This window comes from Streptomyces sp. NPDC057939 (assembly GCF_042887545.1).
In the GTDB taxonomy this organism is placed as follows: Bacteria; Actinomycetota; Actinomycetes; order Streptomycetales; family Streptomycetaceae; genus Streptomyces.
On the sequence record NZ_JBHVPG010000016.1, the window covers coordinates 98,341 to 121,210 of the forward strand.

Annotated in this window: 14 protein-coding genes; 6 read left to right on the forward strand and 8 right to left on the reverse strand. The window is 73.1% G+C overall.

Annotated elements, in window-relative coordinates:
* Window positions 1-273: 273 nt before the first annotated feature.
* Genes ACFVS6_RS19640 through ACFVS6_RS19660 form a run of 5 tightly spaced genes read right to left on the reverse strand, consistent with a single transcriptional unit; the run spans window position 274 to window position 6,183 of the window.
* Complete coding sequence (locus ACFVS6_RS19640) at window positions 274-1,308, reverse strand: LacI family DNA-binding transcriptional regulator (RefSeq protein WP_389705314.1); 1,035 nt, start codon at window positions 1,306-1,308, stop codon at window positions 274-276.
* On the reverse strand, window positions 1,296-2,897 hold the full coding sequence (locus ACFVS6_RS19645; RefSeq protein WP_389705316.1) for a glycoside hydrolase family 13 protein: 1,602 nt from the start codon (window positions 2,895-2,897) through the stop codon (window positions 1,296-1,298). Before ACFVS6_RS19645 ends, ACFVS6_RS19640 begins: the two co-directional genes overlap by 13 nt.
* 50 nt (window positions 2,898-2,947) lie before the next feature.
* Window positions 2,948-3,859: a sugar ABC transporter permease gene (locus ACFVS6_RS19650; RefSeq protein ID WP_389705317.1), complete on the reverse strand. Its 912-nt coding sequence runs from the start codon at window positions 3,857-3,859 to the stop codon at window positions 2,948-2,950.
* Between the two features lie 2 nt (window positions 3,860-3,861).
* Window positions 3,862-4,902: a carbohydrate ABC transporter permease gene (locus ACFVS6_RS19655; protein WP_389705318.1), complete on the reverse strand. Its 1,041-nt coding sequence runs from the start codon at window positions 4,900-4,902 to the stop codon at window positions 3,862-3,864.
* 6 nt (window positions 4,903-4,908) lie between these two features.
* Complete coding sequence (locus tag ACFVS6_RS19660; RefSeq protein WP_389705320.1) at window positions 4,909-6,183, reverse strand: extracellular solute-binding protein; 1,275 nt, start codon at window positions 6,181-6,183, stop codon at window positions 4,909-4,911.
* Window positions 6,184-6,405: 222 nt separating this feature from the next.
* On the opposite strand from ACFVS6_RS19660, the gene ACFVS6_RS19665 reads away from it, so the two are divergent.
* From ACFVS6_RS19665 to ACFVS6_RS19675, 3 genes are all read left to right on the forward strand, one after another.
* On the forward strand, window positions 6,406-8,208 hold the full coding sequence (locus ACFVS6_RS19665) for a glycoside hydrolase family 13 protein (protein WP_389705322.1): 1,803 nt from the start codon (window positions 6,406-6,408) through the stop codon (window positions 8,206-8,208).
* Window positions 8,209-8,234: 26 nt separating this feature from the next.
* Window positions 8,235-9,281, forward strand: coding sequence for a LacI family DNA-binding transcriptional regulator (locus ACFVS6_RS19670; RefSeq protein ID WP_389705324.1), 1,047 nt, complete (start codon window positions 8,235-8,237; stop codon window positions 9,279-9,281).
* Window positions 9,282-9,377: 96 nt separating this feature from the next.
* Window positions 9,378-10,268, forward strand: coding sequence for a phosphatase PAP2 family protein (locus tag ACFVS6_RS19675; protein WP_389705326.1), 891 nt, complete (start codon window positions 9,378-9,380; stop codon window positions 10,266-10,268).
* Window positions 10,269-10,618: 350 nt separating this feature from the next.
* Here ACFVS6_RS19675 and ACFVS6_RS19680 read toward each other — a convergent pair whose 3' ends face one another.
* Together ACFVS6_RS19680 and ACFVS6_RS19685 are read right to left on the reverse strand one after the other, a co-directional pair.
* Window positions 10,619-12,229 carry an amidohydrolase gene (locus ACFVS6_RS19680; protein WP_389705328.1) on the reverse strand — a complete coding sequence of 537 codons (1,611 nt, stop codon included), beginning with the start codon at window positions 12,227-12,229 and terminating at the stop codon, window positions 10,619-10,621.
* Complete coding sequence (locus tag ACFVS6_RS19685) at window positions 12,151-13,779, reverse strand: APC family permease (RefSeq protein ID WP_389705330.1); 1,629 nt, start codon at window positions 13,777-13,779, stop codon at window positions 12,151-12,153. The genes ACFVS6_RS19680 and ACFVS6_RS19685 overlap by 79 nt, the downstream gene beginning before the upstream one ends.
* A gap of 121 nt (window positions 13,780-13,900) precedes the next feature.
* Here ACFVS6_RS19685 and ACFVS6_RS19690 point away from each other — a divergent pair, with 121 nt between their 5' ends.
* Window positions 13,901-14,506, forward strand: a complete 606-nt coding sequence (locus ACFVS6_RS19690) for a TetR/AcrR family transcriptional regulator (protein WP_389705331.1) — start codon at window positions 13,901-13,903, stop codon at window positions 14,504-14,506.
* Between the two features lie 169 nt (window positions 14,507-14,675).
* Here the strand turns inward: ACFVS6_RS19690 and ACFVS6_RS19695 are convergent, their stop codons facing one another.
* Entirely contained in the window at window positions 14,676-17,663 is a 2,988-nt protein-coding gene (locus ACFVS6_RS19695; RefSeq protein WP_389705333.1) for a bifunctional [glutamine synthetase] adenylyltransferase/[glutamine synthetase]-adenylyl-L-tyrosine phosphorylase, read from the reverse strand.
* A 188-nt stretch (window positions 17,664-17,851) separates the two neighbouring features.
* Between ACFVS6_RS19695 and ACFVS6_RS19700 the strand changes: the two genes are divergently transcribed.
* Window positions 17,852-20,479 carry a PIG-L family deacetylase gene (locus ACFVS6_RS19700; protein ID WP_389705335.1) on the forward strand — a complete coding sequence of 876 codons (2,628 nt, stop codon included), beginning with the start codon at window positions 17,852-17,854 and terminating at the stop codon, window positions 20,477-20,479.
* Window positions 20,480-20,750: 271 nt separating this feature from the next.
* A complete protein-coding gene (locus ACFVS6_RS19705) occupies window positions 20,751-22,826 on the forward strand; it encodes a PIG-L family deacetylase (protein ID WP_389705337.1) in 2,076 nt (691 codons plus the stop codon).
* Window positions 22,827-22,870 lie beyond the last annotated feature (44 nt).

The window sequence follows — 22,870 nt, forward strand, 5'->3', positions numbered from 1 at the left end:
ACCCGCCCCTCCTCGTCTCTGACCCGTGACCGTTCTTTTGGGGGGTTCCCGTCGGTCTTCGGCTTTCCGTGGCGGGTCGGTCGGTCAAGGGTGGCCGAAGGCCATCGCGAAGCGACGCGACGACGAAGGAGGAGCGCCCTTGAGGGACCGGCCCGCCACGGGGAGACGATGAGACCGGCGGGAAACCACCAAACCCTCCCTGACACGGACCAGCCGGACCCCGCCCCTTACCCCCCGACCCACGCACCGCCCCCACCCCCTCAAGCCCCGCCCCTACGCCCCCGGCCCCGCCCCCACCCCCGGCCCCGGCCCCGTTGAGCCGCGTACCACCAGTTCCGGTTGGAAGACGTACTCCGTGCGCTGGACCGGGGTGCCGGCCACCGCTTCGAGGAGGGCGCCGACGGCCGCCGTGGCCATGGCGCGGACCGGCTGGCGGACCGTCGTCAGGGGCGGGTCGGTGAACGCGATGAGCGGGGAGTCGTCGAAGCCGACCACCGACACGTCCTCCGGGACCCGCAGCCCCCGCTCGCGGGCGGCGCGGACGACGCCCAGTGCCATCGGGTCGCTGCCGCACACGATGCCGGTGCAGCCCCGGTCGAGCAGGGCTCCGCCGGCGGCGTGGCCGCCCTCCACCGTGAACAGGGTGCGTTGGATCAGTCCCTCCGTCTCGGCCGAGGGGACGGCCGCGAGGAAGCCCTGCTCCTTGCGCGCCGACGGCACGTACCGGGTCGGCCCGATGGCCAGGCCGATCCGCCGGTGTCCGAGTTCCTCCAGGTGCCGGACGGCCATGTCCGCGGCCGCCCGGTCGTCCGGGGAGACGAAGGGGGCGCTGATGCCCTCGTTGAACCCGTTGATCAGCACGAAGGGCACGCCGCGCGCCGCCAGCCGCTGGTAGCGCGACGGGTCGGCGTGGGCATCGGCGTGCAGCCCGGACAGGAACACGATGCCGGTGACGCCGCGCTCCTCCAGTTGCTCGACGAGTTCGTCCTCGGTGGCCCCTCCCGGAGTCTGCGTGCACAGCACGGGCGTGTACCCGTGCCCGGCCAGGGCCTGCTCGATGACCTGGGCGAACGCCGGGAAGATGGGGTTGGTGAGTTCGGGGATGAGCAGCCCGACGAGGCCGTTGCTGCGGCGCTTGAGCCGTACGGGCCGTTCGTAGCCCAGCAGGTCGAGCGCGGCCAGCACCTTGTGGCGGGTGCCGGCGGCCACGCCCGACTTGCCGTTGAGCACACGGCTGACGGTCGCCTCGCTGACCTGGGCCTGCGCGGCGATGTCCGTCAGCCTCAGCGGGGAAGTCACCCCCGCCACCACACGGTGCTGTCGGCGGGCAGGACCCCCTGCGGGACTGCGGCGGTGTCGAGGTCGGTGCTGGCGAGCAGCACCTCGCCCGGTGCCGGGTACGCGACGGCCTCGCCGGTGGTGTTGACGGTGCACACGAAGCCGCCGCGGCGGAACGCCAGCACCCCGGCAGGTGCGGGCAGCCAGTCGACGGAGTCGCCCGCGCCGAGGTCGGTGTGCTCGCGCCGGATCCGCAGGGCGGCGCGGTACAGCTCCAGGGTGGACGCCGGGTCGCCGGTCTGCGCCTCGACGCTCAGGCCCGCCCACTCGGCGGGCTGCGGGAGCCAGCTGCCGCCGTCGCCGAAGCCGTAGGGGGCGCGGTCGCCGGACCACGGGATCGGGACGCGGCAGCCGTCGCGGAGTCCGTCCTGTCCGTTCGCCTTGAAGAAGGACGGGTCCTGGCGGACCTCGTCGGGCAGGTCGGTGACCTCGGGCAGGCCGAGTTCCTCGCCCTGGTAGACGTACGCCGATCCGGGCAGGGCCAGCATGAGCAGCGCGGCGGCGCGGGCTCGGTCCAGGCTGCCGAAGCGGGTGCGGTGGCGGACGACGTCGTGGTTGGACAGCACCCATGTGGTCGGGGCGCCGACGGGCCGCATCGAGTCGAGGGAGTCGTCGATGGCGCCGCGCAGCGCGGCGGCGTCCCAACCGGTGTTCAGGTAGTGGAAGTTGAAGGCCTGGTGCAGTTCGTCGGGGCGCAGGTAGAGCGCGGTGCGGTCGGCGCTGGGGGTCCAGGCCTCGGCGACGCCGATGCGGTCGCCCGCGTATTCGTCGAGGACGGTGCGCCAGGAGCGGTAGATCTCGTGGACGCCGTCCTGGTCGAAGAAGGGCAGGACCTGGTTGCCGAGCAGCTTGAGCTGTTCGTCGCGGCCGAGGTCGGGCAGGCCGGGGGCCTTGACGAGGCCGTGGGCGACGTCGATGCGGAAGCCGTCGGCGCCGAGGTCGAGCCAGAACCGCAGGATGGAGCGGAACTCGTCCTGGACGGCGGGGTGTTCCCAGTTGAAGTCGGGCTGCTCGGGGGCGAAGAGGTGCAGGTACCACTCGCCGTCGGCGACGCGGGTCCAGGCGGGTCCGCCGAAGATGGACTCCCAGTCGTTCGGGGGCTCCTCGCCGTCGGTCCCGCGGCCGGGGCGGAAGTGGAAGCGCTCGCGCAGCGGGGTTCCGGGCCCTTCCCGCAGTGCCTGCTTGAACCATTCGTGCTGGTCGGAGCAGTGGTTGGGGACGAGGTCGACGATGATGCGCAGGCCCAGGGCGTGGGCTTCGCGTATCACGGCGTCGGCGTCGTGCAGGGTGCCGAACATGGGGTCGATGGCCCGGTAGTCGGCGACGTCGTAGCCGGCGTCGGCCTGCGGGGAGGCGTAGAAGGGGCTCAGCCACACGGCGTCGACGCCGAGCTCCTTGAGGTAGGGCAGTCGGGTGCGGATGCCTTCGAGGTCCCCCATGCCGTCCCCGTTGGAGTCGGCGAAGCTGCGCGGATAGACCTGGTAGATCACCGCTTCTCTCCACCAACCGGGCAGGGTGCCGGTCGGGGCGGGAAGTGCGTCGGCGAGGTGCTGGGTCATGTCGTCCTTGGAGAGATCGGGCCGGGAGCGGGGCGGGCAGGCTCGGGTGGTCAGCCCTTGGTGGCGCCTGCCGTCATCCCGGCGACGAGGTGACGCTGGGCGAAGAGGAAGAAGACGGCCGCGGGGATGGCGATGAGGACGGAGGCCGCGCTCATGGCACCCCAGTTGGAGGTGTACTGGGTGACGAAGGTCTGGAGGCCGCCGGCCAGGGTGAGGTTCTCCTCGCCGACCATGAAGGCGGAGGCGTAGGCGACTTCGCCCCAGGCGGTGATGAAGGCGTAGAAGCCGGTGACGGCGAGGCCGGGCTTGGCGAGCGGGAGGATCAGTCGCCAGAAGGTGCCGAAGGGGTTGAGGCCGTCGACGCGTCCGGATTCGTCGATCTCGACGGGGATGGTGTCGAAGAACCCCTTCATCATCCAGGCGCAGAACGGCACGGCGATGGTGAGGTACGTGATGATCAGGCCGAGCGGCTGGTTGAGCAGTCCGAGCTCGCCCATCAGGTTGTAGAGCGGGACGATGAGGATCGCCATGGGGAACATCTGCGTGACGAGCAGGGTCCACATGAGGGGCTTCATGCCGGGGAACTTGAAGCGGCTGACGGCGTATCCGGTGGTGGCGGCGATGAACACGCCGAGGACGGTGGTGACGCCGGCGACCAGGACGGAGTTCGCGAACCAGCTGAGGAAGTGCGTGTCCTCCAGCAGGTGGCTGTAGTTCGCGAAGGTGGGTTCCTTGACGAAGTCGGTGGTGATGGCGTGCTGCGCGGGCTTCAACGAGGTCAGCAGGATCCAGAGCACCGGGAAGACGGCGATCACGGACGCGGCGACGAGGGTGGCGTGCAGCGCGAAGGAGGCGAGCGGGGAGCGGCTGCCCCGGGGGCGGACGCGGTCGGTGTTCGCCGGTGCGGGCGCGCTCCGGGTGCCCGCGGCGGTCGTGGTGTCGGCGGTCGTGGAAGTGGTCACGGTCACCACACCTCTCCCTGCTTGCGCAGCGAGCGCCGGTAGACCAGCGCGAAGATCATGAGCAGGGCCAGGATGAGGACGCCCCAGGTGGCGGAGCCGGCGAAGTCGCGCGGGCTGGCGACGAAGGCCTCGCGGAAGGCCTGGGTCACGAGGATCTCCGTGGAGTCGCCCGGTCCGCCCCGGGTGAGCAGGAAGATCACCGGGAACATGTTGAAGGTCCAGATGGTGGAGAGCAGGATGACGGTCATGCTCACCGCGCGCAGCCCGGGCAGGGTGATGTGCCGGAAGCGCTGCCAGGGGCTGGCCCCGTCCATCTCGGCGGCCTCGTAGAGCTCGCCGGGGATGGACTGCAGTCCGCCGAGCAGGGCGACCATCATGAAGGGGACGCCGAGCCAGACGTTGACGGCGATGACGGCGAACTTGGCCCAGGTGGGGTCGTCGAGCCACGGGATCGCGCTGATGCCGCCGCCGTCGAGGATCTTGTTGAGGATGCCGTTGTCGCGGTTGAAGAGGAACCGCCAGGCGAAGACGGAGACGAAGCCGGGGACGGCCCAGGGGAGGATGAGCGCCATCCGGTAGGCGGCGCGGCCCCGGAACTGCCGGTTGAGTATGTTGGCCAGGCCGAGGCCGATGGCGAAGGTGATGGACACGCACGCGACGGTCCACACCACCGTCCACACCAGCCGCTGCAGGAACACCGGGTCGCCGAGGACGGCCACGTAGTTGTCGAGGCCGACGAACTCGTACGTGGCCTCGATGTGGCGGACGCCGATGGTCCGGGCGACGTTGCGCTCGTTGGCGTCGGTCAGCGACAGGTAGATGCCGCGGACGAGGGGCCAACCGATGATCACGCCGAGGACGAGCACGACCGGGGCGATCATGGTCCAGGCGTACCAGTGTGTGGCGAGCGCGCGCTTGAGTCCGCCGCGCCCGCCGCCGGTGCTGTCGCTGTCAGTCCTGCGGCTCCGGCCGCGGACGGGACCGGTGGTACCGGCTTCCCCGTCCGCGGCCTTCGCCACCGACTGGCTGGTGTGAGCAGCCATGGTTCGTTACTTCCAGCCCTTGAGGATCTTGCGGAACTCGGCTCCGGCGGCCTTGGCGGCCTCCTCCGGGGTGGAGGTGCCGGTGAGGGCCTTGGTGTATTCGACCTTCAGCGGCTCGAAGAGGGAGCCGTTCTCCGGGATCCAGGCGCGCTCGACGGCCTTGTCGATGGCCGGCTTGAAGAACTGGACCATCTCGCTGCTCTTGACGTCCGGCTGGTCGTAGGCGGCGGTGCGGGTCGGCAGCAGGCTCAGTTCCTTGGCGGACCGGACCTGCACCTCCTGGGAGGTGAGGTACTCGACGAAGGCGTGCGCGGCGGCGCGGTTCTTGGAGCCGGCGTACACGGCGAGGTCGTGGCCGCCCTGGGGGGCGCCCGCCTTGGTGGAGCCGGCCGGGACCGGTGCGACGCCGAGGTTGGCCTTGTCCTTGTACTGCTCACCGGCGTAGGTGTCGGCGACGGCCCAGGGGCCGTTGATCATCATGGCGACCTCGCCGGACTTGAAGGCCGTCTGCATGTTGGTCCAGCCGTCGGTGGCGTTGGTGACGGCCGCGCCGGAGGCGACGAGGTCACGGGCGGCCTTGAAGGCCTTGACGCCGGCGGGGTTGTCGACGGTGACGGTCTTGTTCTTGGCGTCGACCAGGTCGCCGCCCTCGCCGTAGATGAACGGGAAGAACCAGTAGGAGTCGTCGCCGCGCAGGTACAGGCCGGTCTTGCCGGTCTTCGCCTTGATGGCGGCGGCGGCCGTCTTCAGCTCCTCCAGCGTGGTGGGGGGCTGGACTCCGGCGTCCGCGAGCATCTTCTTGTTGTAGAAGAGGCCGAGGGTGTCGATGACCTGCGGGACGGCGTAGGTCTTGCCCTCGTACTTGCCGCTGGCCGCGGCCTGCGGCAGGAACTCGGCGTCGACCTTCTTGGCCGTCTCGGCGGGAACCTCGTCGAGGTAGCCGAGGGAGGCGAAGTCGGCGACCCAGCCGACGTCCGCGCGGATCACGTCAGGGGCTTCGGCGCCGGAGTTGAAGGCGTTCTTGACCTTGTTCTGCGCGTCGCCGTACGGGACGTTGACGTACTTGACGGTGACCTTGGGGTGCTTGGCCGTGAACGCCTCGGCGATCTTCTGGAAGCTCGCCTTCTCGGCCTCGTTCGAGGTGTCCCACCAGGTGACCGTGCCGCTCAGCTCGCCGCCGGCCTTGATGTCCCCACCGTCGTCCTTGGTGTCACCGCCGCAAGCCGTCGCCGCGAGCGCCAGGGCCGCGACCAACGCGGTGGCCGCTATGCCACGCCGCATATGAACTCCTTCGATGATCCCGGCCGCGTCCCTGCGGTCCCGAGTTGCCGAGAACGTAACAAGACTGAAAGCCGACCGAAAGACCTTGCGGCAATTTTCTGCAAGACGCGGTGATCGTTACATCGGTGTGTCCGGACGGTTGCCGCAGCTTGCTGTTAGTTCGACCCACCTTCGAGTGACCGGGCCCGCAACCATGGGGTGTGTACCCGCGTTGACCCCGATATGACCCACGAGTTGACGGCCTCCGGGCTTGCAAGCGCTTCCAGCAACACGTCCACGAGCGGCGGCTGGTGGCGCGATGCCGTCATCTACCAGGTCTACGTGCGCTCCTTCGCCGACGGCGACGGCGACGGGGTCGGCGACCTGCGCGGGGTCCGCGAGCGGCTCCCGCACCTGGCCCGGCTCGGCGTCGACGCGGTGTGGCTGACCCCCTTCTACGTCTCCCCCCAGGCGGACGGCGGCTACGACGTCGCCGACTACCGCGCCGTCGACCCCCTCTTCGGGGACCTCTCCGACGCCGACGACCTGGTCCGGGCCGCGCACGCGTTGGGTCTGCGGGTCATCGTGGACGTGGTGCCGAACCACACCTCGGAGCAGCACCCCTGGTTCCGGGAGGCCCTCGCCGCCGGACCCGGGGGCCCGGCCCGGGAGCGGTACCTGTTCCGCCCGGGGCGCGGGGCGGACGGAGGACTGCCGCCGAACGACTGGGAGTCCGTCTTCGGCGGCCCCGCCTGGACCCGGGTGCCGGACGGGGACTGGTACCTGCACCTGTTCGCCCCCGAGCAGCCCGATCTGGACTGGGAGCATCCGGAGGTGGCGGCCGAGTTCGCCTCGGTCCTGCGGTTCTGGCTGGACCTCGGGGTGGACGGCTTCCGCATCGACGTGGCCCACGGCATGGTCAAGGCGCCCGGGCTGCCCGACATCGGCCGCGGCGCCCAGGCCACGCTCATCGGCACCGAGCCGCTCCCCTTCTTCGACCAGGACGGGGTCCACGAGATCCACCGCTCGTGGCGGCGGCTCCTCGACTCCTACGGGGGCGAGCGGATCGGCGTCGCCGAGGCGTGGGCGCCGACCTCGGAGCGGCTCGCGCTGTACGTGCGGCCCGACGAACTGCACCAGGCCTTCAATTTCCGTTTCCTGAACTGTCCGTGGGACCCGGCCGCGATGCGGACCGTCATCGACGAGTCCCTGGCCGCGACCGCCTCGGTGGGGGCGCCGACCACCTGGGTGCTGTCCAACCACGACGTCGTCCGGCACGTGACCCGCTACGGGGGCGGGGCGCGCGGCCTGGCCCGGGCGCGGGCGGCGGCGCTGCTGATGCTGGCCCTGCCCGGGTCGGCGTACGTGTACCAGGGGGAGGAGCTGGGGCTGCCCGAGGTCACCGACCTGCCCGACGCGGCGCGCCGCGACCCGGCGTTCCGCCGCGGCCGGATCCCGCGACAGGCGGGGCCGGATGCCGGGGGCGTGGAGGTCGGGGCGGTCGGCGGCGAGGTCGAGGCCGCCGGGCAGGACGGGCTGCGCGACGGGTGCCGGATCCCGCTGCCCTGGTCCGGCGAGGAGCCCCCGTACGGTTTCGGCGGCGCCGGCAGCTGGCTCCCGCAGCCCGCCGACTGGGCCGGCCTGAGCGTGGCCGCCCAGACCGGGGACCCGCACTCCACCCTGGAGCTGTACCGGGCCGCCCTGGAGCTGCGTCGGGCGATGCCGGGCCTGGGCGCCCCGGAAGCGGGCCGGCCGGAAGCGGTCGCAGGGGCCGCGGACGCCGGGGCTTGCGGCGCCGACCCCGGGGCCCGCGAACCCGGCGCCGCCGGGCCCGGGGTCGTCCTCCCCTCCGGCATGGAGTGGCTGCCGGCGCCCGAGGGCGTGCTCCTCTTCACCCGTCCCGGCTTCGCCTGCACCCTCAACACCCGGCCGGAACCGATGGAGCTGCCGTCGCCCGGACGTCCCGTCCTGTCGAGCGCGCCGGTGCGGACGGACGGGCGTACGGTGCTGCTCCCGGCGGATTCCTGCACGTGGTGGGCAATCTGAACGCGCGCCCGGTACAGTCCAATCCCGTGACCGCACGGCTAGCCGACATCGCAGCCCAGGCGGGGGTCAGCGAAGCCACAGTCAGCCGCGTGCTCAACGGCAAGCCCGGTGTGGCCGCAGGCACCCGTGAGTCCGTGCTGGCCGCCCTCGACGTCCTCGGCTACGAGCGTCCCGTACGACTCCGGCAGCGCAGCGCGGGGCTCGTCGGCTTGATAACGCCCGAGCTGGACAACCCCATCTTCCCGGCGCTCGCGCAGGTCATCGGGCAGGCGCTGACCCGGCAGGGGTACACCCCGGTACTGGCCACGCAGACGCCCGGCGGGTCCACCGAGGACGAGCTGACCGAGATGCTGGTCGACCGCGGCGTCTCGGGGATCATCTTCGTCTCGGGGCTGCACGCCGACACCACCGCCGACATGGGCCGCTACGACCAACTCCGCGGCCAGGGCGTCCCGTACGTCCTGATCAACGGGTTCTCCGACAAGGTGCGGGCCCCCTTCGTCTCCCCCGACGACCGGGCCGCCATGCAGCTCGCCGTGACCCACCTCACCGCGCTCGGGCACACCCGGATCGGGTTGGCCGTCGGGCCGAAGCGGTTCGTGCCGGTGCTCCGCAAGATCGAGGGCTTCCGGCTGGGGATGCGGGAACGCCTCGGGCTCGACGAGGCCGAGGCGGAGGAGCTGATCCAGCACTCCCTCTACACCTTGGAGGGCGGTCAGGCCGCGGCGTCCGCGTTGATCTCCCGGGGCTGCACCGCCGTGGTGTGCGCGAGCGACATGATGGCGTTGGGCGCGATCCGTGCCGCCCGGCAACAGGGGCTGCGGGTGCCGCAGGACGTGTCGGTCGTGGGCTTCGACGACTCCCCGCTCATAGCGTTCACCGATCCGCCGCTGACCACGATCCGGCAGCCGGTCCAGGCGATGGGTCAGGCCGCGGTACGGACCCTGCTGGAGGAGATCGGCGGTACGCCGGCCCCGCACAGCGAGTTCGTCTTCCTTCCCGAGCTGGTGGTCCGCGGATCGACGGCTTCGGGGCCGGGACAGCGACGGGTTCGGGAAGCCCCCGCTCCCTAGGGGGCGGGGTGTAGTCCGCAGGGGGGATCCCCTCATCCCCAAGACCGTCCCGAGGGATGATCGGAGGGGAGATCTCATCTGGCAGACTCTCTCCCCATGGGTGAAGCGAGCGTGAAGACACTGGAAACCCGGACGGACGTCTCGCCACCCATCGTGGCCGAGAACGAGGCCCGTCCGGCGTCGGAACGCACCCTGCTGACACGGCTGCGCGCACCGCGGCGCCCCCGCATCTGGTTCGAGATCCTGCTGATCGCGGTCAGCTACTGGACGTACTCGCTGATCCGCAACGCCGTGCCCGAGCAGAAGGCCGCCGCGCTGGCGAACGCCGACTGGATCTGGGAGGTGGAGCGCAGCCTCGGCATCGCCGTGGAGCAGAGCGTCAACCACGGCATCAACTCGGTGACGTGGTTGATCGTCGGCATGAACTACTACTACGCCACCCTCCACTTCGTGGTGACGATCGGCGTGCTGGTCTGGATCTACCGCTTCCATCCGGGGCGTTACGCCGCCACCCGCCTGGTCCTCTTCGCCACCACGGGCGTCGCCCTGGTCGGCTACTACCTGTACCCGCTCGCGCCGCCGCGGTTGATGAACGGGCAGAACTTCATCGATACGGTGCTCGTGCACCACACCTGGGGTTCGATGGCCTCCGGGAACCTGAAGAACATGTCGAACCAGTACGCGGCGATGCCGTCCATGCACATAGGGTGGTCGCTCTGGTGCGGGCTGACGATCTTCGCGGTCGCCTCGGCCCCCTGGGCCCGGATCCTGGGCCTGCTCTACCCGACGGCGACCCTCGTCGTCATCGTGGCCACCGCGAACCACTTCTGGCTCGACGCGGTCGGCGGGATGATCTGCCTGGCCTTCGGCTACGCCGTCTCGCGGGCCTGGTACGGCGCGCTGCCGCACCGGCTGCCGCGCCACCCCGAGCACACCGGACCGCATCCCGCGGCCGCGCTGCTGAACCGCTTCCGCGCCCGCGCCTGAAGGCTCGGGCGGATGGGCGCGGGCACCGCCCGGTCCGTCCGTCACCCCACGAGCGCCGGTCGGCGTGCCGGAGGATCGCCCGGCCCCCTTGGACCAGCGCCCGGTCGGCGTCGTGGCTCGACCCGTCACCACAGACCGCTTCGACCACGGCGTCCCAGCACGAAGGATCCGGCCGCCGGTGGCGGTGGACGGCGGCGACGGCGGACTCCACCCGTCTCACGCGGCGACGGCGTGCGCGACGGAGCCGCTCCGGCAGAGGTCCTCGCCCGACGGCTCGATGTTCATGTCTCTCCCGGTGCTTTCTCGATCGAAGAACCGAGCGGATCGTGCCACGGTGCGGCCGGCCGTGGTCAGGGGGTGGAGGGGCCCTGGTCGCGGTGGGTGATGCGGCCGCCGGAGACCGTGAGGCGGATCGGGGCCTCGGCCAGTTCGTCCGGGGCGGCCGTGACCGGGTCGAGGGCGAAGGCCGTCAGGTCCGCCCGGTATCCGGGGGCGATCCGGCCCGCCACCCGCTGCTCCCCCGCCGCGAGCGCGGCGTGCGAGGTCATCCCCTCCAGGGCCATCAGCCCCGTCAGGTAGCGGCCGGCGGCTGCCGCGCCGCGCGGGCGCAGCGCCGTCGCGAGGACCTGGCGGGCGTCGTGGTGGGCGATGGGCCAGTCGGAGCCGAGGGCCAGGACCGCGCCCGCGTCCCGCAGGTCCCGGCAGCGCCAGGCCCGGGCGGCCCGCTCGTCGCCGAGCCGCCTGGACCATTCGTCGGTGTGGTCGGCGCGGGTGTACGCGGTGTGCGGGGGCTGCATGGAGGCGATCACGCCGAGTTCGGCGAACCGCTTCAGCTGGTCGTCGGGGACGGTCTCGATGTGTTCGACGCGGTGTCGCATGGAGCCGTGCGCCCCGAGGGAGGCGACGGTGTCCAGGACGTGCCGGACGGCCGCGTCGCCGATGGCGTGGGTGGCGGTGCGGACCCCGGCGGTGTCGAGGATGCGCACGGCGCGGGCGTAGGCGGGGAGGTCGGGCCAGAAGGCGTCGGTGCCCTGGCCGTGGCAGTCTGCGTGCTCCAGCCAGGCGGTGCCGCCCTCGACGGTGCCGTCCATGAAGAACTTGACGCCGCCGACCTGCCAGTGGCGGCCGCCGGTGAGTTGGAGTTCGATCAGTTCGGCCAGGTCCTCGTCGCTCGCTCCCGGCATGCACCAGGGGGCCAACCGCAGCCGGAGCGGCAGGTCGCCCTCGTACTCGACGGTGGCCAGGAGCGCCGGGACGTCGCCGTCCCCGAGGTCCATGACGTGGGCTCCGGTGAGGCCGGTGGCGGCCATCTCGCCGAGCAGGGCGAGGAGGCGGGCACGGCGGGCGGCGGCGGTGGGCTTGGGGGCGACGGCACCGACGAGGGCCATCGCGGCGTGCTCGATGAGGTGCCCGGTGGGGCGTACGGCGCCCGTGGCGTCGGTGGCGCAGACGATCTCCGAGCGCTGGGCGAACACGCGGGGTCCGGTGATGCCCGCGGCGGCGAGGGCCGGGCCGGTGGCGAGGGCGGAGTGGCCGTCGTAGAGGCGCAGGAAGGCGGGGGCGCCCGCGAGGGACTCCTCGACGAGGGCGCGGTCGACGGGGCGGCCGCCGAAGGCGTTGTGGTCGAGGCCGTGCCCCAGCACCCAGCCGCCGGGGCCGCGCTCCGCCGTGCGCAGGACGGCGCGCAGTTGGTCGAGGTCGCGGACGGCGGAGAGGTCGGTCCCGGTGGCCATCTCGACGCCCCAGACGGGGTGGCTGTGGGCGTCGGTCAGGCCGGGGGTGAGGGTGGCGCCGGCCAGGTCGACGACCTCGGTGCCGGGTCCGCGCCAGTCCGGTACGTCGCTTTCGTGGCCGACGGCGATGATCTGCCCGTCGCGGACGGCTACCGCGCCGGCTTCGGGACGGGCGGGGTCGAGCGTGCGGACTCGGGCTCCGGTGAGGACGGTGTCGGCAGCGGGCACGGCTCTGCTCCTTCGAGGGGGGTGGCGGGGGTTGCGGGTTCGGCCGCGGCGCCGGCTTCGGCCGGTTCCTCGGCGAAGCGGGCGTAGACCTCGGGGCGGCGGGTCCTGATCCGGCGGGCGAGGCCGAGGCCGGTGAGGAACACCGCGGGGACGACGGCGACGAGGACGGTGTTGACGGTGGTCGAGGCCCCGGTGAAGAGGCCGACCTTGGAGACGACGAGGAAGATCGCGACGGCCAGCAGGACGGCCGCGGTCACGGGGGCGATCAGGGTGCGCCAGGGCCCTTCGTCGTGGGCGGTGCGCCGGAAGTACACCGGTACGGCGATGGCGGCGAGCAGCATCAGGGCCATGAGACCGATCATGCCCGGGGTGTTCACCCAGAGCAGGAGCTGCTGGTACGGGTCGGCGCCGGCGAGGGCGAAGGCGAGCACGATGACGGCGCCGAGGACGGTCTGGGCGGCGCCTGCGAGGTACGGGGAGCCGTGGCGGGGGTGGACGCGGCCGAGGGCCGCGGGCAGGACGCCTTCCTCGGAGAGGGCGAGGACGTAGCGGTTGATGGCGTTGTGGAAGGCGAGGAGGGAGGCGATGACGCTGGTCACGATGAAGACGTGCATGAGGTCCGCCGCCCAGGGGCCGACGTAGGTGGTGATCGCGGCGAAGAACAGGCCGCCCGGGTCCTCGGCGGCGGCGGTGACGACCTCCTCGGCGCCGAAGGCCTGGATGACGGTCCAGACGATGAAGGCGTAGAAGAGGCCGAGGAAGGCGACGGCGATGTAGGTGGCCCGCGGGATGGTCCGGTCGGGGTCGCGGGCCTCGCGGCGGTAGATGACGGTCGACTCGAAGCCGGTGAAGGCGGCGAACGCGAAGGCCAGGACGGCGGCGGTGCCGGGGACGAGGACCGCGCCGGGGGTGAAGGAGGCGGCGGACAGGCCGTGGGCGCCGCCTTCGGCCAGCACGCCGACGGCGAGGAGGACGAGTATTCCGGTCTCGGCGACGAGGAGGACGCCGAGGAGCTTCGCGCCGAAGTCGATGGAGCGAAAGCCGCCGTACCAGATGAGCAGGAGGCCGGCGAGGGAGACCGGCAGCCAGGGGACGTCGATGCCGGCGAGGGCGTGGCCGGTGTCGGCGGTGGTGGTGCCGAGGAGGCCGTAGACGCCGATCTCCATGCCGTTGTAGCCGACGAGGGCGAGCAGGGCGGCGCCGATGCCGACGCGCTTGCCGAGGCCGCGCGCGATGTAGGCGTAGAAGGCGCCGCCGCTCCTGACGTGGCGGCTCATGGCGGTGAAGCCGACGGCGAAGACGGTGAGGGTGAGGCCGGCGAGGAGGTACCCGGCGGGGGCGCCGATGCCGCCGAGGAGGATCGCGACGGGCGCGACGCCGGCCATGACGGTCAGGGGGGCGGCGGCGGAGACGACGAAGAAGGAGATGTCGGCGGTGCCGAGGGCGCCCCGGCGCAGGGCGGATCCGGCCGCGGTGGGGGGCGGGCCCGGGGTGGGAGCGGGGGTGGCGGCGGAGGTGGGTCTCGGCGCGGGGTCCGGCGTTTCGGGCATGCGGGGGCACCCTTCTGCGAACGGCAGGCGGCGGGAATCCGAAAACCTAAAGGCTTTCGGTTTGCGGCAATGTAGCCTCCGGTTCTGGCGTACGGGAAGACCTCACGGCGGGAGAAGACCGATGGCACGGCCGCGCACCCCCCTGCTCGACCGGGAGCGGATCGCCGCGACCGCCCTGCAACTGGTCGCGGAACAAGGGGAATTCAGTGTTCCGCAGATCGCCCGGGCGCTCGGGGTGCAGACGGGCTCGCTGTATCACCACGTGGACGGCCGGGCCGGGGTGGTGGAGCTGATCCGGGAACGGGTGTGCGCCTCGATCTCCGGTTCGGCGCTGACCCTGACCCCCTGGGACCGGGCGCTGGAGGAGTGGGCCCGCTCCTACCGGGCGGCGTTCGCCGCCTACCCGCGGGCCATCCCGCTGCTGATGACCACGCCGGTACGGGCCCCCGCCGTGCTCGCCCAGTACGAACGGGCGGTCGCCCTGCTCCTCGCGGCCGGGTTCGGCCGGGAGCAGGTGATGCCGCTGCTGACCGGCCTGGAGAACCTGGTGCTGGGCTCCGCGCTGGACCTGGCGGCCCCCGAGGCGATGTGGGAGCCCTCGCCGCAGACCCCGCTGCTGGCCGGGGCGCTCGCCGCGGGCGGGCCGGGGCGGGCCGACGCGGCCTTCGACCTGGGCCTCGAAGCGCTCCTCGCGCACGCCCGCGCCCTGCGGGCGGCGCGGGAGTGAGAGGCGGGCACCCCGGGCGGGAAGGCGCGGGGCGCCCGCGCGCTCGGCACCCCGGTCCGGGCCCCGAGCGCGCGGCCGGCGCGGGCCGCCGGGGCCGGGTGCCCGCGGGTCGGGTGCCCGCGGGTCGGGTGCCCGCGGGCCGGGTGCGCGCGGGTCAGTCCCGCCCGGGTCAGGAGCCGTAGAAGAGCTCGTCGACGACCGCCCGTGCGCGGCGCGTCGTACGGCGGTAGTCGTCGAGCATCTCGCCGACCTTCCCCTCCGGGTAGCCGAGGTAGCGGCCGACGGCCGCCAGCTCGCGGGCCTCGGACGGGAAGGTGTCCCCGGCCCGGCCGCGGACCAGCATGACGGCGTTGCGGACCCGGGTGGCGAGCACCCAGGCCTCGTCGAGGATCTGGGCCTCCTCGGTCGGGATCAGTCCGGCGGCGTGGGCGGCCGACAGGGCCCGACGGGTTCGGGTGGTGCGCAGGCCCGGCTCCGCCCAGGCGTGCCGCATCTGGAGCAGTTGGACGGTCCACTCGACGTCGCTGAGGCCGCCGCGGCCGAGTTTGGTGTGCAGGGTCGGGTCCGCGCCGCGGGGCATCCGCTCGGTCTCCATCCGCGCCTTGAGCCGGCGGATCTCCCGTACGGCCTCCTCGCCGAGGCCCTCCACGGGGTAGCGCAGGGGGTCGATGAGGTCGATGAAGCGGCGCCCGAGTTCGTCGTCCCCGGCGACCGGTACGGCGCGCAGCAGCGCCTGGCTCTCCCAGGTGAGCGACCAGCGGCGGTAGTAGGCGGCGTACGAGGAGAGGGTGCGCACGAGGGGGCCGGAGCGGCCCTCGGGCCGCAGGTCGGCGTCGATGAGCAGCGGCGGGTCGGCGGTGGGCAGCTGGAGGAGCCGTCGCATCTCGGAGATGACGGTCTGGGCGGCCTTGGCGGCTTCCTGTTCGTCGACGCCCTCGCGGGGTTCGTGGACGAACAGGACGTCGGCGTCGGAGCCGTAGCCGAGTTCGTGGCCGCCGAAGCGGCCGACGCCGATGACGGCGAAGCGGGTGGGGAGGGTCTCGCCCCAGTGGTCGCGCACGGCTGCGCGCAGGGCTCCGGCGATGGTGGCGGCGGTGAGGTCGGAGACGGCTTCGCCGACCCGGTCGACGAGCGCGCCCTGGTCCGTCACGGCCGGGCTGTCCTCCGTCCCGTACGAGGCGATGATGTCGGCGGCGGTGGTGCGGAAGAGTTCGCGGCGGCGGACCCCTCGGGCGGCCGCGACGGCCGCCTCGCCGCTCTCGGCTCGGCCGACGGCGGCCAGTACCTCCTGTTCCAGGGCCTCGTGCGTGCGGGGCCGGAGGTTCTCGGGGTCCCCGAGGAGGGCGACGGCCTCGGGGGCGCGCATCAGGAGGTCGGGGGCGAGGCGTCCGGCGGACAGGACGCGGGCGAGGTTCTCGGCGGCGGCGCCCTCGTCGCGCAGCAGGCGCAGGTACCAGGGGGTCTTGCCGAGGGCGTCGGAGACCTTGCGGAAGTTGAGGAGTCCGGCGTCCGGGTCGGCGGAGTCCGCGAACCAGCCGAGGAGGACGGGCAGCAGGGTGCGCTGGATGGCGGCCTTGCGGCTGACGCCGGACGCGAGGGCTTCGAGGTGGCGCAGCGCGCCGACCGGGTCGGCGTAGCCGAGGGCTTCGAGGCGCTGGCCGGCGGCGCGGGGGGAGAGCTTGGTCTCGCCGGGGGTGAGCTGGGCGACGGCGTCGAGGAGCGGCCGGTAGAAGAGCTTCTCGTGGAGGCGGCGGACGGCGGTGGCGTGCCGGCGCCAGGCCTTGTTGAGCTCGGCGACCGGTTCGGTGCGCAGGCCCATGGAGCGGCCGAGGCGGCGCAGGTCGTTCTCGTCCTCGGGGACGAGGTGGGTGCGGCGCAGCCGGTAGAGCTGGATGCGGTGCTCCATGGCGCGCAGGAACCGGTAGGCGTCGCCGAGCTGGGCGGCGTCGGTCCGTCCGACGTAGCCCCCGGCGGCCAGGGCGTGGAGGGCGTCGAGGGTGGTGCCGGAGTGCAGGGTGGCGTCGCCGCGGCCGTGGACGAGCTGGAGGAGCTGGACGGCGAACTCGACGTCGCGCAGGCCGCCGGGGCCGAGTTTCAGCTCGCGGTCGACCTGGGCGGCGGGAATGTTGTCGACGACGCGGCGGCGCATCTTCTGGACGTCGGCGACGAAGTTCTCGCGTTCGGCGGCCTGCCAGACGAGGGGGGTTATGGCCGCGATGTACTGGACGCCGAGTGCGGGGTCGCCGGCGACCGCGCGGGCCTTGAGGAGGGCCTGGAACTCCCAGGTCTTGGCCCAGCGCTGGTAGTAGGCGAGGTGGGAGGCGAGGGTCCGGACGAGGGGGCCGTTGCGGCCCTCGGGGCGCAGGTTCGCGTCGACGGGCCAGATGGTGCCCTCGACGGTGGTCTCGGAGCAGATCCGCATGAGGTGGGAGGCCAGCCGGGTCGCGGACTGGATGGCCTTGCCCTCGTCGGCGCCGGGGGCGGCGTCCCCCACGAAGATCACGTCGACGTCGGAGACGTAGTTGAGCTCGTTGCCGCCGCACTTGCCCATGGCGATGACGGCGAGCCGGCAGCGGGCGGCGTCCTCGGGGGCGGCGGCGGTCGCGATGCGCAGGGCGGCGCGGAGGGTGGCGGTGGCGAGGTCGGCGAGCTCGGCGGCGGTCTGGGCGACGTCCGTGGTGCCGCACACGTCACGGGCCGCGATGGAGAGGAGGCAGCGGCGGTAGGCGACGCGCAGGGCGACGGGGTCGTGGGCGTCGGCGAGCCCCTGCTCGAACTCCGGCAGGCCCGGGTGCAGGTCGGCGGCCTCGTAGGTGACGAGGGCGAGCCAGTCGCGGGGGTGGCGGGCGAGGTGGTCGGCGAGCGCCTCGGACGCGCCGAGCACGCCGAGGAGCCGGTCGCGCAGGGGTTTGGCGCTGACGAGGGTGTCGAGGAGCCCGGGCAGCTGGTCCGGCGGCTGCGCCTCGGCGAGACGGACGAGACCGCGCAGGGCGAGGTCCGGGTCGGCGGTCGCACCGAGGGCGTCGAGGAGCACCGGGTCGGTGCGTACGGAGGCCAGCGCGTCGGCGTCGAGGAGCCGGGCGGCGGCGGAGGGGTCGGTGAAACCGCTGCGCAGCAGCCTGATGAAGGTGCTGCTCCTGCGTCCCGGGACTGTCATCCCGCCGCCTCCCGCGTGCGTCGCGGCCGGTGGCCCGGCCAGGTCTGTGGTGAGCCTAGCCGGAGCGGCGTTCGATTCACCGGCGCGCCGTGGCGCACATCATGAGGCGGATTATCGGATTTTCTGAATACTTGTAGATCTATGCGCCAAGGGGACCGGTCCCCGGCTGACCGGCCACGAGGAGCCCCATGTCCGAAGGACGCCCCCTCCTCGATCCCCCCTGCCCCGCCGACCCCACCCGCCCCGCCGATGGTGCGGCGACGCCCCTCACCGGACCGGGCGCCCGCCGGGTACCGGCCGCGCGCGGCGCGTCGCGGGCCGCGAGGCCGGCGGCCGCGGTCGCCGACTCGACCTCCCGAACGCGGCCGGACCCCGAGCCGTCCCCGAGCGCCCGTCCGTCCGTGATCGAGCCGCGACCGGCGCCGGACACCTGCGCATGGCTTCCGCGTGACGCCCGGGACGGGACGGGGTCGGACGGGACGGGGTCGGACGGGGATCAGCAGGGCACGACCGGGTCGGACGGGGATCGGCCGGACACGACCGCGTCGGACGCGACCGGGTCGGACGGGAATCGGTCGGACGCGGCCGGGTCGGACACGACCGACGGGCACGCCCCCGAGGGGTGGCTCCCGTACCGGCACGGCCACGCCCACGCCCACACCCTCGCCCACCACCGCCGGCTCGCGAGGATCGTCAAGGTGGTCGCGTTCTGCGCCGCCACCGTCGCCGGGAGCATGCTCGTCCTGCGCGGCAACGAGGCACTCGCCGGTCTCGGCGCGCCGACCACCGCCGATTCCCGGTCCACCACCGCGACCGCCGCCGGGCTTCCGGACCCGGGCCGGGTGCTCCAGGTCGTCGCGCACCCCGACGACGACCTGTACTTCATGAACCCGGACCTGCGGTACTCCATAGCCGCCGGCCACCCCGTGACCTCGGTCTACCTGACGTCCGGGGAGTCGGACGGCGTCAACGCGGGCTCCGCCAAGGGCGCCTCCACCCGCCCCGACAAGCCGGCCTACGCCGAGGCCCGCCAGAACGGCATCCGCGCCGCCTACGCCAAGATGGCCACCGGCGACCGCAGCAGCCCCTGGAAGCGGACCGTCGTGCCGACCGCGGGCGGCGCCCACGCCGAGGTGGACGTCCTCGTCGCGAAGCCCGAGGTCAACCTCGTGTGGCTGCAACTGCGCGAGGCGGGCCACGTCTACCAGGACGTCCCCGACAGCCTGCACGGCCTGTGGGACGGCAAGGTCCCGCACCTGGAGTCGGTGCTGGCCTCCGGCACCCCCGTCGAGCAGCCGTTCACGTACACGCGGGACCAGGTCGTACGGACCCTCGTGGGCATCCTCGCCCGGTACCGGCCGACCACCATCCGCACCCAGGACCCCACGCCCGGCCGGACCTCGGACACCAAGCGGTACACCGACCACCAGGACCACTTCTACGGCGCCCGGTTCGTGCAGCTGGCGAGCGCGGCCTACGCGCGGGAGGTCAAGGACCGGCCGCACTTCGCGACGCAGAACTACGTCGGCTACTTCAACAGCTCGCTGCCGAGCTCCCTCGACCCGGCCGAGGCACGCGAGAAGCTGGACATCCTGGACACGTACGCCTGGCTGGACCGGAAGAACCACTGCGGCAGCGAGGCCGGCTGCGGAGACCTCAAGGTCGCCGACCGCCCGGCGGGCAATCGCTGGACCGAGTCCATCAACTACGCCCGCGGCAGCGGCACTTCCTGGCTGACCTCCGACACCCAGCAGGGCCTGTGGGCCTTCAAGGTGCTCGACGGGCAGGTCGCGCTCTGGCACCGGACCGGGCTGATAGGCCGCTGGAGCGGGCCGCGGCTGCTGCCCGGAACCGGCATGGACCAGGGCATATCGACCGTCACGTTGAAGGACGGTCGGATCGCCGCCCTCGGCACCCGCACCTCCTTCGGGGAGGCGCCCTCCGACTACCGGCGCGAGGTCGTCCTCTCCGTGCAACGGGCTCCAGGCTCGGAGGAGTTCGGGGAGTGGGAGTCGTTGGGCACCCCGGAGGGCGCGGACGAGGAGTGGACGTCCGACATCAGCGCGCCGGCCGTGTCGGTGGACGGCGCCGGACGGATGGCGGTGTACGTGCGCGACGGCGCGTCCACCCTGCGCGGCCGGACCCGGGGGACGGACGGCGAGTGGGGGCCGTGGGAACGGCACGGTGGCGGTGACCTGCACGGCACGCCCGTCACCGCGACGGACGGTTCCGGGCGGCTGATGGTGTTCGCCGCGACCACCCGGTCGGTGACGGGCTGGGCGCAGACGGAGCCGGGCGCCGCGCTGGGCCCGGCCACGGCCACCGGCCTGCCGGAGACGACGGTGCCGTTGACGGCCGCGGGCCGCGAGGGCGGGGTGCGGCTGTGGTTCCGCAAGCCCGGCTCGGGCAACGTCCGCACCGCACTGATGACCGCGGGCGACGGGCTGAGGACCACCGGCCTCACCGACCTGGGCGGACTCCAGGGCTTCGGTTCGGTGACCGCGAGCGGAAACCTCCTCGCCGGGCGGTCGTCGGGCGGGCAGTTGGGCTCGGACCTCGGTCCGGGGCACCTGTGGCAGCGCTCGCCGCTGATGTTCGTCGGCGCGCCGTCCAGCACGATGACGGGCAAGAACCTGGTCAGCCTGGCGGTGGTCGGACTCGACGCGCGGCTGTACGTCACGTCCTCGGCGAACGACCCGGGCGGGGCGGGTGGCGCGGGCGACGGGGGCGGGGCGGGTGGCGCGGGTGGCACCGGCGGTTCGAGCGCCTACCTGGCGCCGTGGATGCCGGTGGGTCCGAGCAACACCGGACCCTGAGGAACCACCCGAAGCGTCGTATCGAGCACATTCGCCGCATATCACAAAGAACGCCCCCCACCGGGGCGTTCTTTGTTTTTCCGACCCGGTCAACTCCGTCCAGGATTCGGGCACATGCGCAACCGGGAACCCCAACGGGCACAATCACACCCGGTCGTTTTCGGAAAGCGGGCGTCATCGGCGGAATCGGTGAACCAAGTTCCCCGATTTGGCCTCTCACTGACCGAACAGCGGTTCTTCCCGCCCCGGAACGACCTCAAGGCGTTGACCGATGCCCGTTTCCCGCCGCCGCTTCCTCCTCGCGGCCGTGTTGCCCATGCTCACCCTGGGCGCCACCGGTGTGCTCGCCGTCGCCTCGGGCCAACAGACCTCGGCCGAGGCGACCGGCGCGCGGGGCACGCTGCCGGTCCTCCCCGCGAGCACCACGGCCGGAACGGTGGTGCAGATCGTCGCCCACCCCGACGACGACCTGTTCTTCATGAACCCCGACCTCAGTCGATCCCTCACCTCCGGGACCCGGGTCACCACCGCCTACCTCACCTCGGGCGAGGCCGACGGACGCAACGAGGCCCGCGGCGGCGAGGCCAAGGACCCGGAGCAACCGGCCGACCGCACCCACTACGCGGAGGCCCGGCAGAACGGCATCCGCTCCGCCTACGCCCAGATGGCCACCGGCGACCGCACCAGCCCGTGGAAGCGCACGGTCATACCGACCGCGGGCGGCGGGGAGGCCGAGCTCGACGTCCTCGTCGCCCGGCCCGAGATCCACCTCGTATGGCTGCAACTGCGCGAGGCGCGCAGCCCGTCCGGGAAGAACCCGGACAGCCTGCGCGGCCTGTGGAACGGGGACATACCCGCGCTCGAAGCCCAACTGGCCTCGGGCACCCCGGTCAAGCAGCCGTTCACGTACACCAAGGACCAGGCGATACAGGCGATATCAGGGGTCCTGGAGCAGTACCGGCCGACGACGATACGGATGCAGGACCCGACGCCCGGCCGGTACGAACACACCGGCAAGTACACCGACCACCAGGACCACATGTACGGCGCGCGCTTCGTGCAGGCCGCCACCGCCGCGTACGCGGAGCGGGTCACGGACCGTCCCCGCTTCTCCGTGCAGAACTACCTCGGCTACCACAACGGCGCCCTGCCGCACTCGTTGGACCCGCAGACGGCCGAGACGAAGACCGGCTACCTGCGGACGTACGCCTGGCAGGACCGCGCGGACTGCGGCAGCCCGTCCGGCTGCGGCGACCGCAAGGTGGCGGGCAGCCCCACCGGCCGCAACTGGGCCCAGTCGCTGCGCTACGCCCGTGCCGACACCACGTCCTGGCTGACCGAGGGCACCCCCGGCAGGCTTTGGGCGTTCACCGCGCTGGACGGCCGGATGGCCGTCTGGAACCGCGACCGCGCCGGCGCCTGGACGGGCCCCGCCCTGCTCCCCGGGACGGGCATCGACCCGGGCGCCTCCACGGCCCGCCTGCCCGACGGCCGCATCGCGGTCCTCGCCACCCGCACCACCCTGGGTCCCGGGCCCGCCGACTACCGGCGCGAGGTCGTCCTCGCCGTCCAGACCGTCCCCGACGGGCCGTTCGCGGCGTGGCAGTCGCTCGGCACCCCCGAGACGGGCGACGAGCCCGGCACCTCGGCGATCAGCGCCCCGGCCGCCGCCGTCGACCCGGCGGGCCGGCTCACCGTCTACCTCCGCGACACCCGCCGCACCTTGCGCGCGAGCGTCCAGCAGCCGTCGGGCGGCTTCACCGACTGGCAGCGCCTGGGCGGCGAGGACCTGCAGAGCGACCCGGTGGCCGTCGTGGACGCCGCCGGGCGGCGCCACGTCTACGCCACCACCGCCCAGTCCGTCCTGGCCTGGACGCAGCCCTCCCCCGACGCACCGCTCGCCGGTCCCTTCCCCACCGCGCTCCCCGCCACGACGGTCCCCCTCACGGCGATCCCCGACGGCGCGGGCGTCCGCCTCTGGTTCCGACGCCCCGACTCTGGCGTCGTCCGCAGCGCCCTGGTCACCGCCGGCAGCGGCGCCCCGCAGGTCTCCGCCCTCGCGGAGGCCGGTGGCCGGGCCGGCTACGGAGCGGTCGGCGTGGCGGGCCGCCTCGTCACGGGCCGCGCGGACAGCGGCACCATCGCCGCGGCCCCGCTGGGCGGACCCCCCGCCTGGACCGAGTCCCGCATGCTCTACGCGGGCGCCCCCGCGGCCGTCCAGGAGGCCGGGGGCGGCGTCACGACGGCGGTCCTCGGCCTCGACGCCCGTATCCACATCGCCACCGCCGGCCCGGCCGTCATCGGCCCCGCCCCCGTCTGGCGACCGGCGGCCCCGCCGAAGGCCTGACGCCGCACCCCGGCCCTCGAAAGGTGCCGCCGGGTGGACGGACC

Excerpts from the sequence above, each read along its gene's own strand:
- ACFVS6_RS19685 (WP_389705330.1), bottom strand. The coding sequence starts at position 13,779 with ATGCCCGAAACGCCGGACCCCGCGCCGAGACCCACCTCCGCCGCCACC.
- ACFVS6_RS19700 (WP_389705335.1), top strand. The coding sequence starts at position 17,852 with ATGTCCGAAGGACGCCCCCTCCTCGATCCCCCCTGCCCCGCCGACCCC.
- ACFVS6_RS19655 (WP_389705318.1), bottom strand. The coding sequence starts at position 4,902 with ATGGCTGCTCACACCAGCCAGTCGGTGGCGAAGGCCGCGGACGGGGAA.
- ACFVS6_RS19675 (WP_389705326.1), top strand. The coding sequence starts at position 9,378 with ATGGGTGAAGCGAGCGTGAAGACACTGGAAACCCGGACGGACGTCTCG.
- ACFVS6_RS19660 (WP_389705320.1), bottom strand. The coding sequence starts at position 6,183 with ATGCGGCGTGGCATAGCGGCCACCGCGTTGGTCGCGGCCCTGGCGCTC.
- ACFVS6_RS19695 (WP_389705333.1), bottom strand. The coding sequence starts at position 17,663 with ATGACAGTCCCGGGACGCAGGAGCAGCACCTTCATCAGGCTGCTGCGC.
- ACFVS6_RS19665 (WP_389705322.1), top strand. The coding sequence starts at position 6,406 with ATGACCCACGAGTTGACGGCCTCCGGGCTTGCAAGCGCTTCCAGCAAC.
- ACFVS6_RS19690 (WP_389705331.1), top strand. The coding sequence starts at position 13,901 with ATGGCACGGCCGCGCACCCCCCTGCTCGACCGGGAGCGGATCGCCGCG.
- ACFVS6_RS19645 (WP_389705316.1), bottom strand. The coding sequence starts at position 2,897 with ATGACCCAGCACCTCGCCGACGCACTTCCCGCCCCGACCGGCACCCTG.
- ACFVS6_RS19705 (WP_389705337.1), top strand. The coding sequence starts at position 20,751 with ATGCCCGTTTCCCGCCGCCGCTTCCTCCTCGCGGCCGTGTTGCCCATG.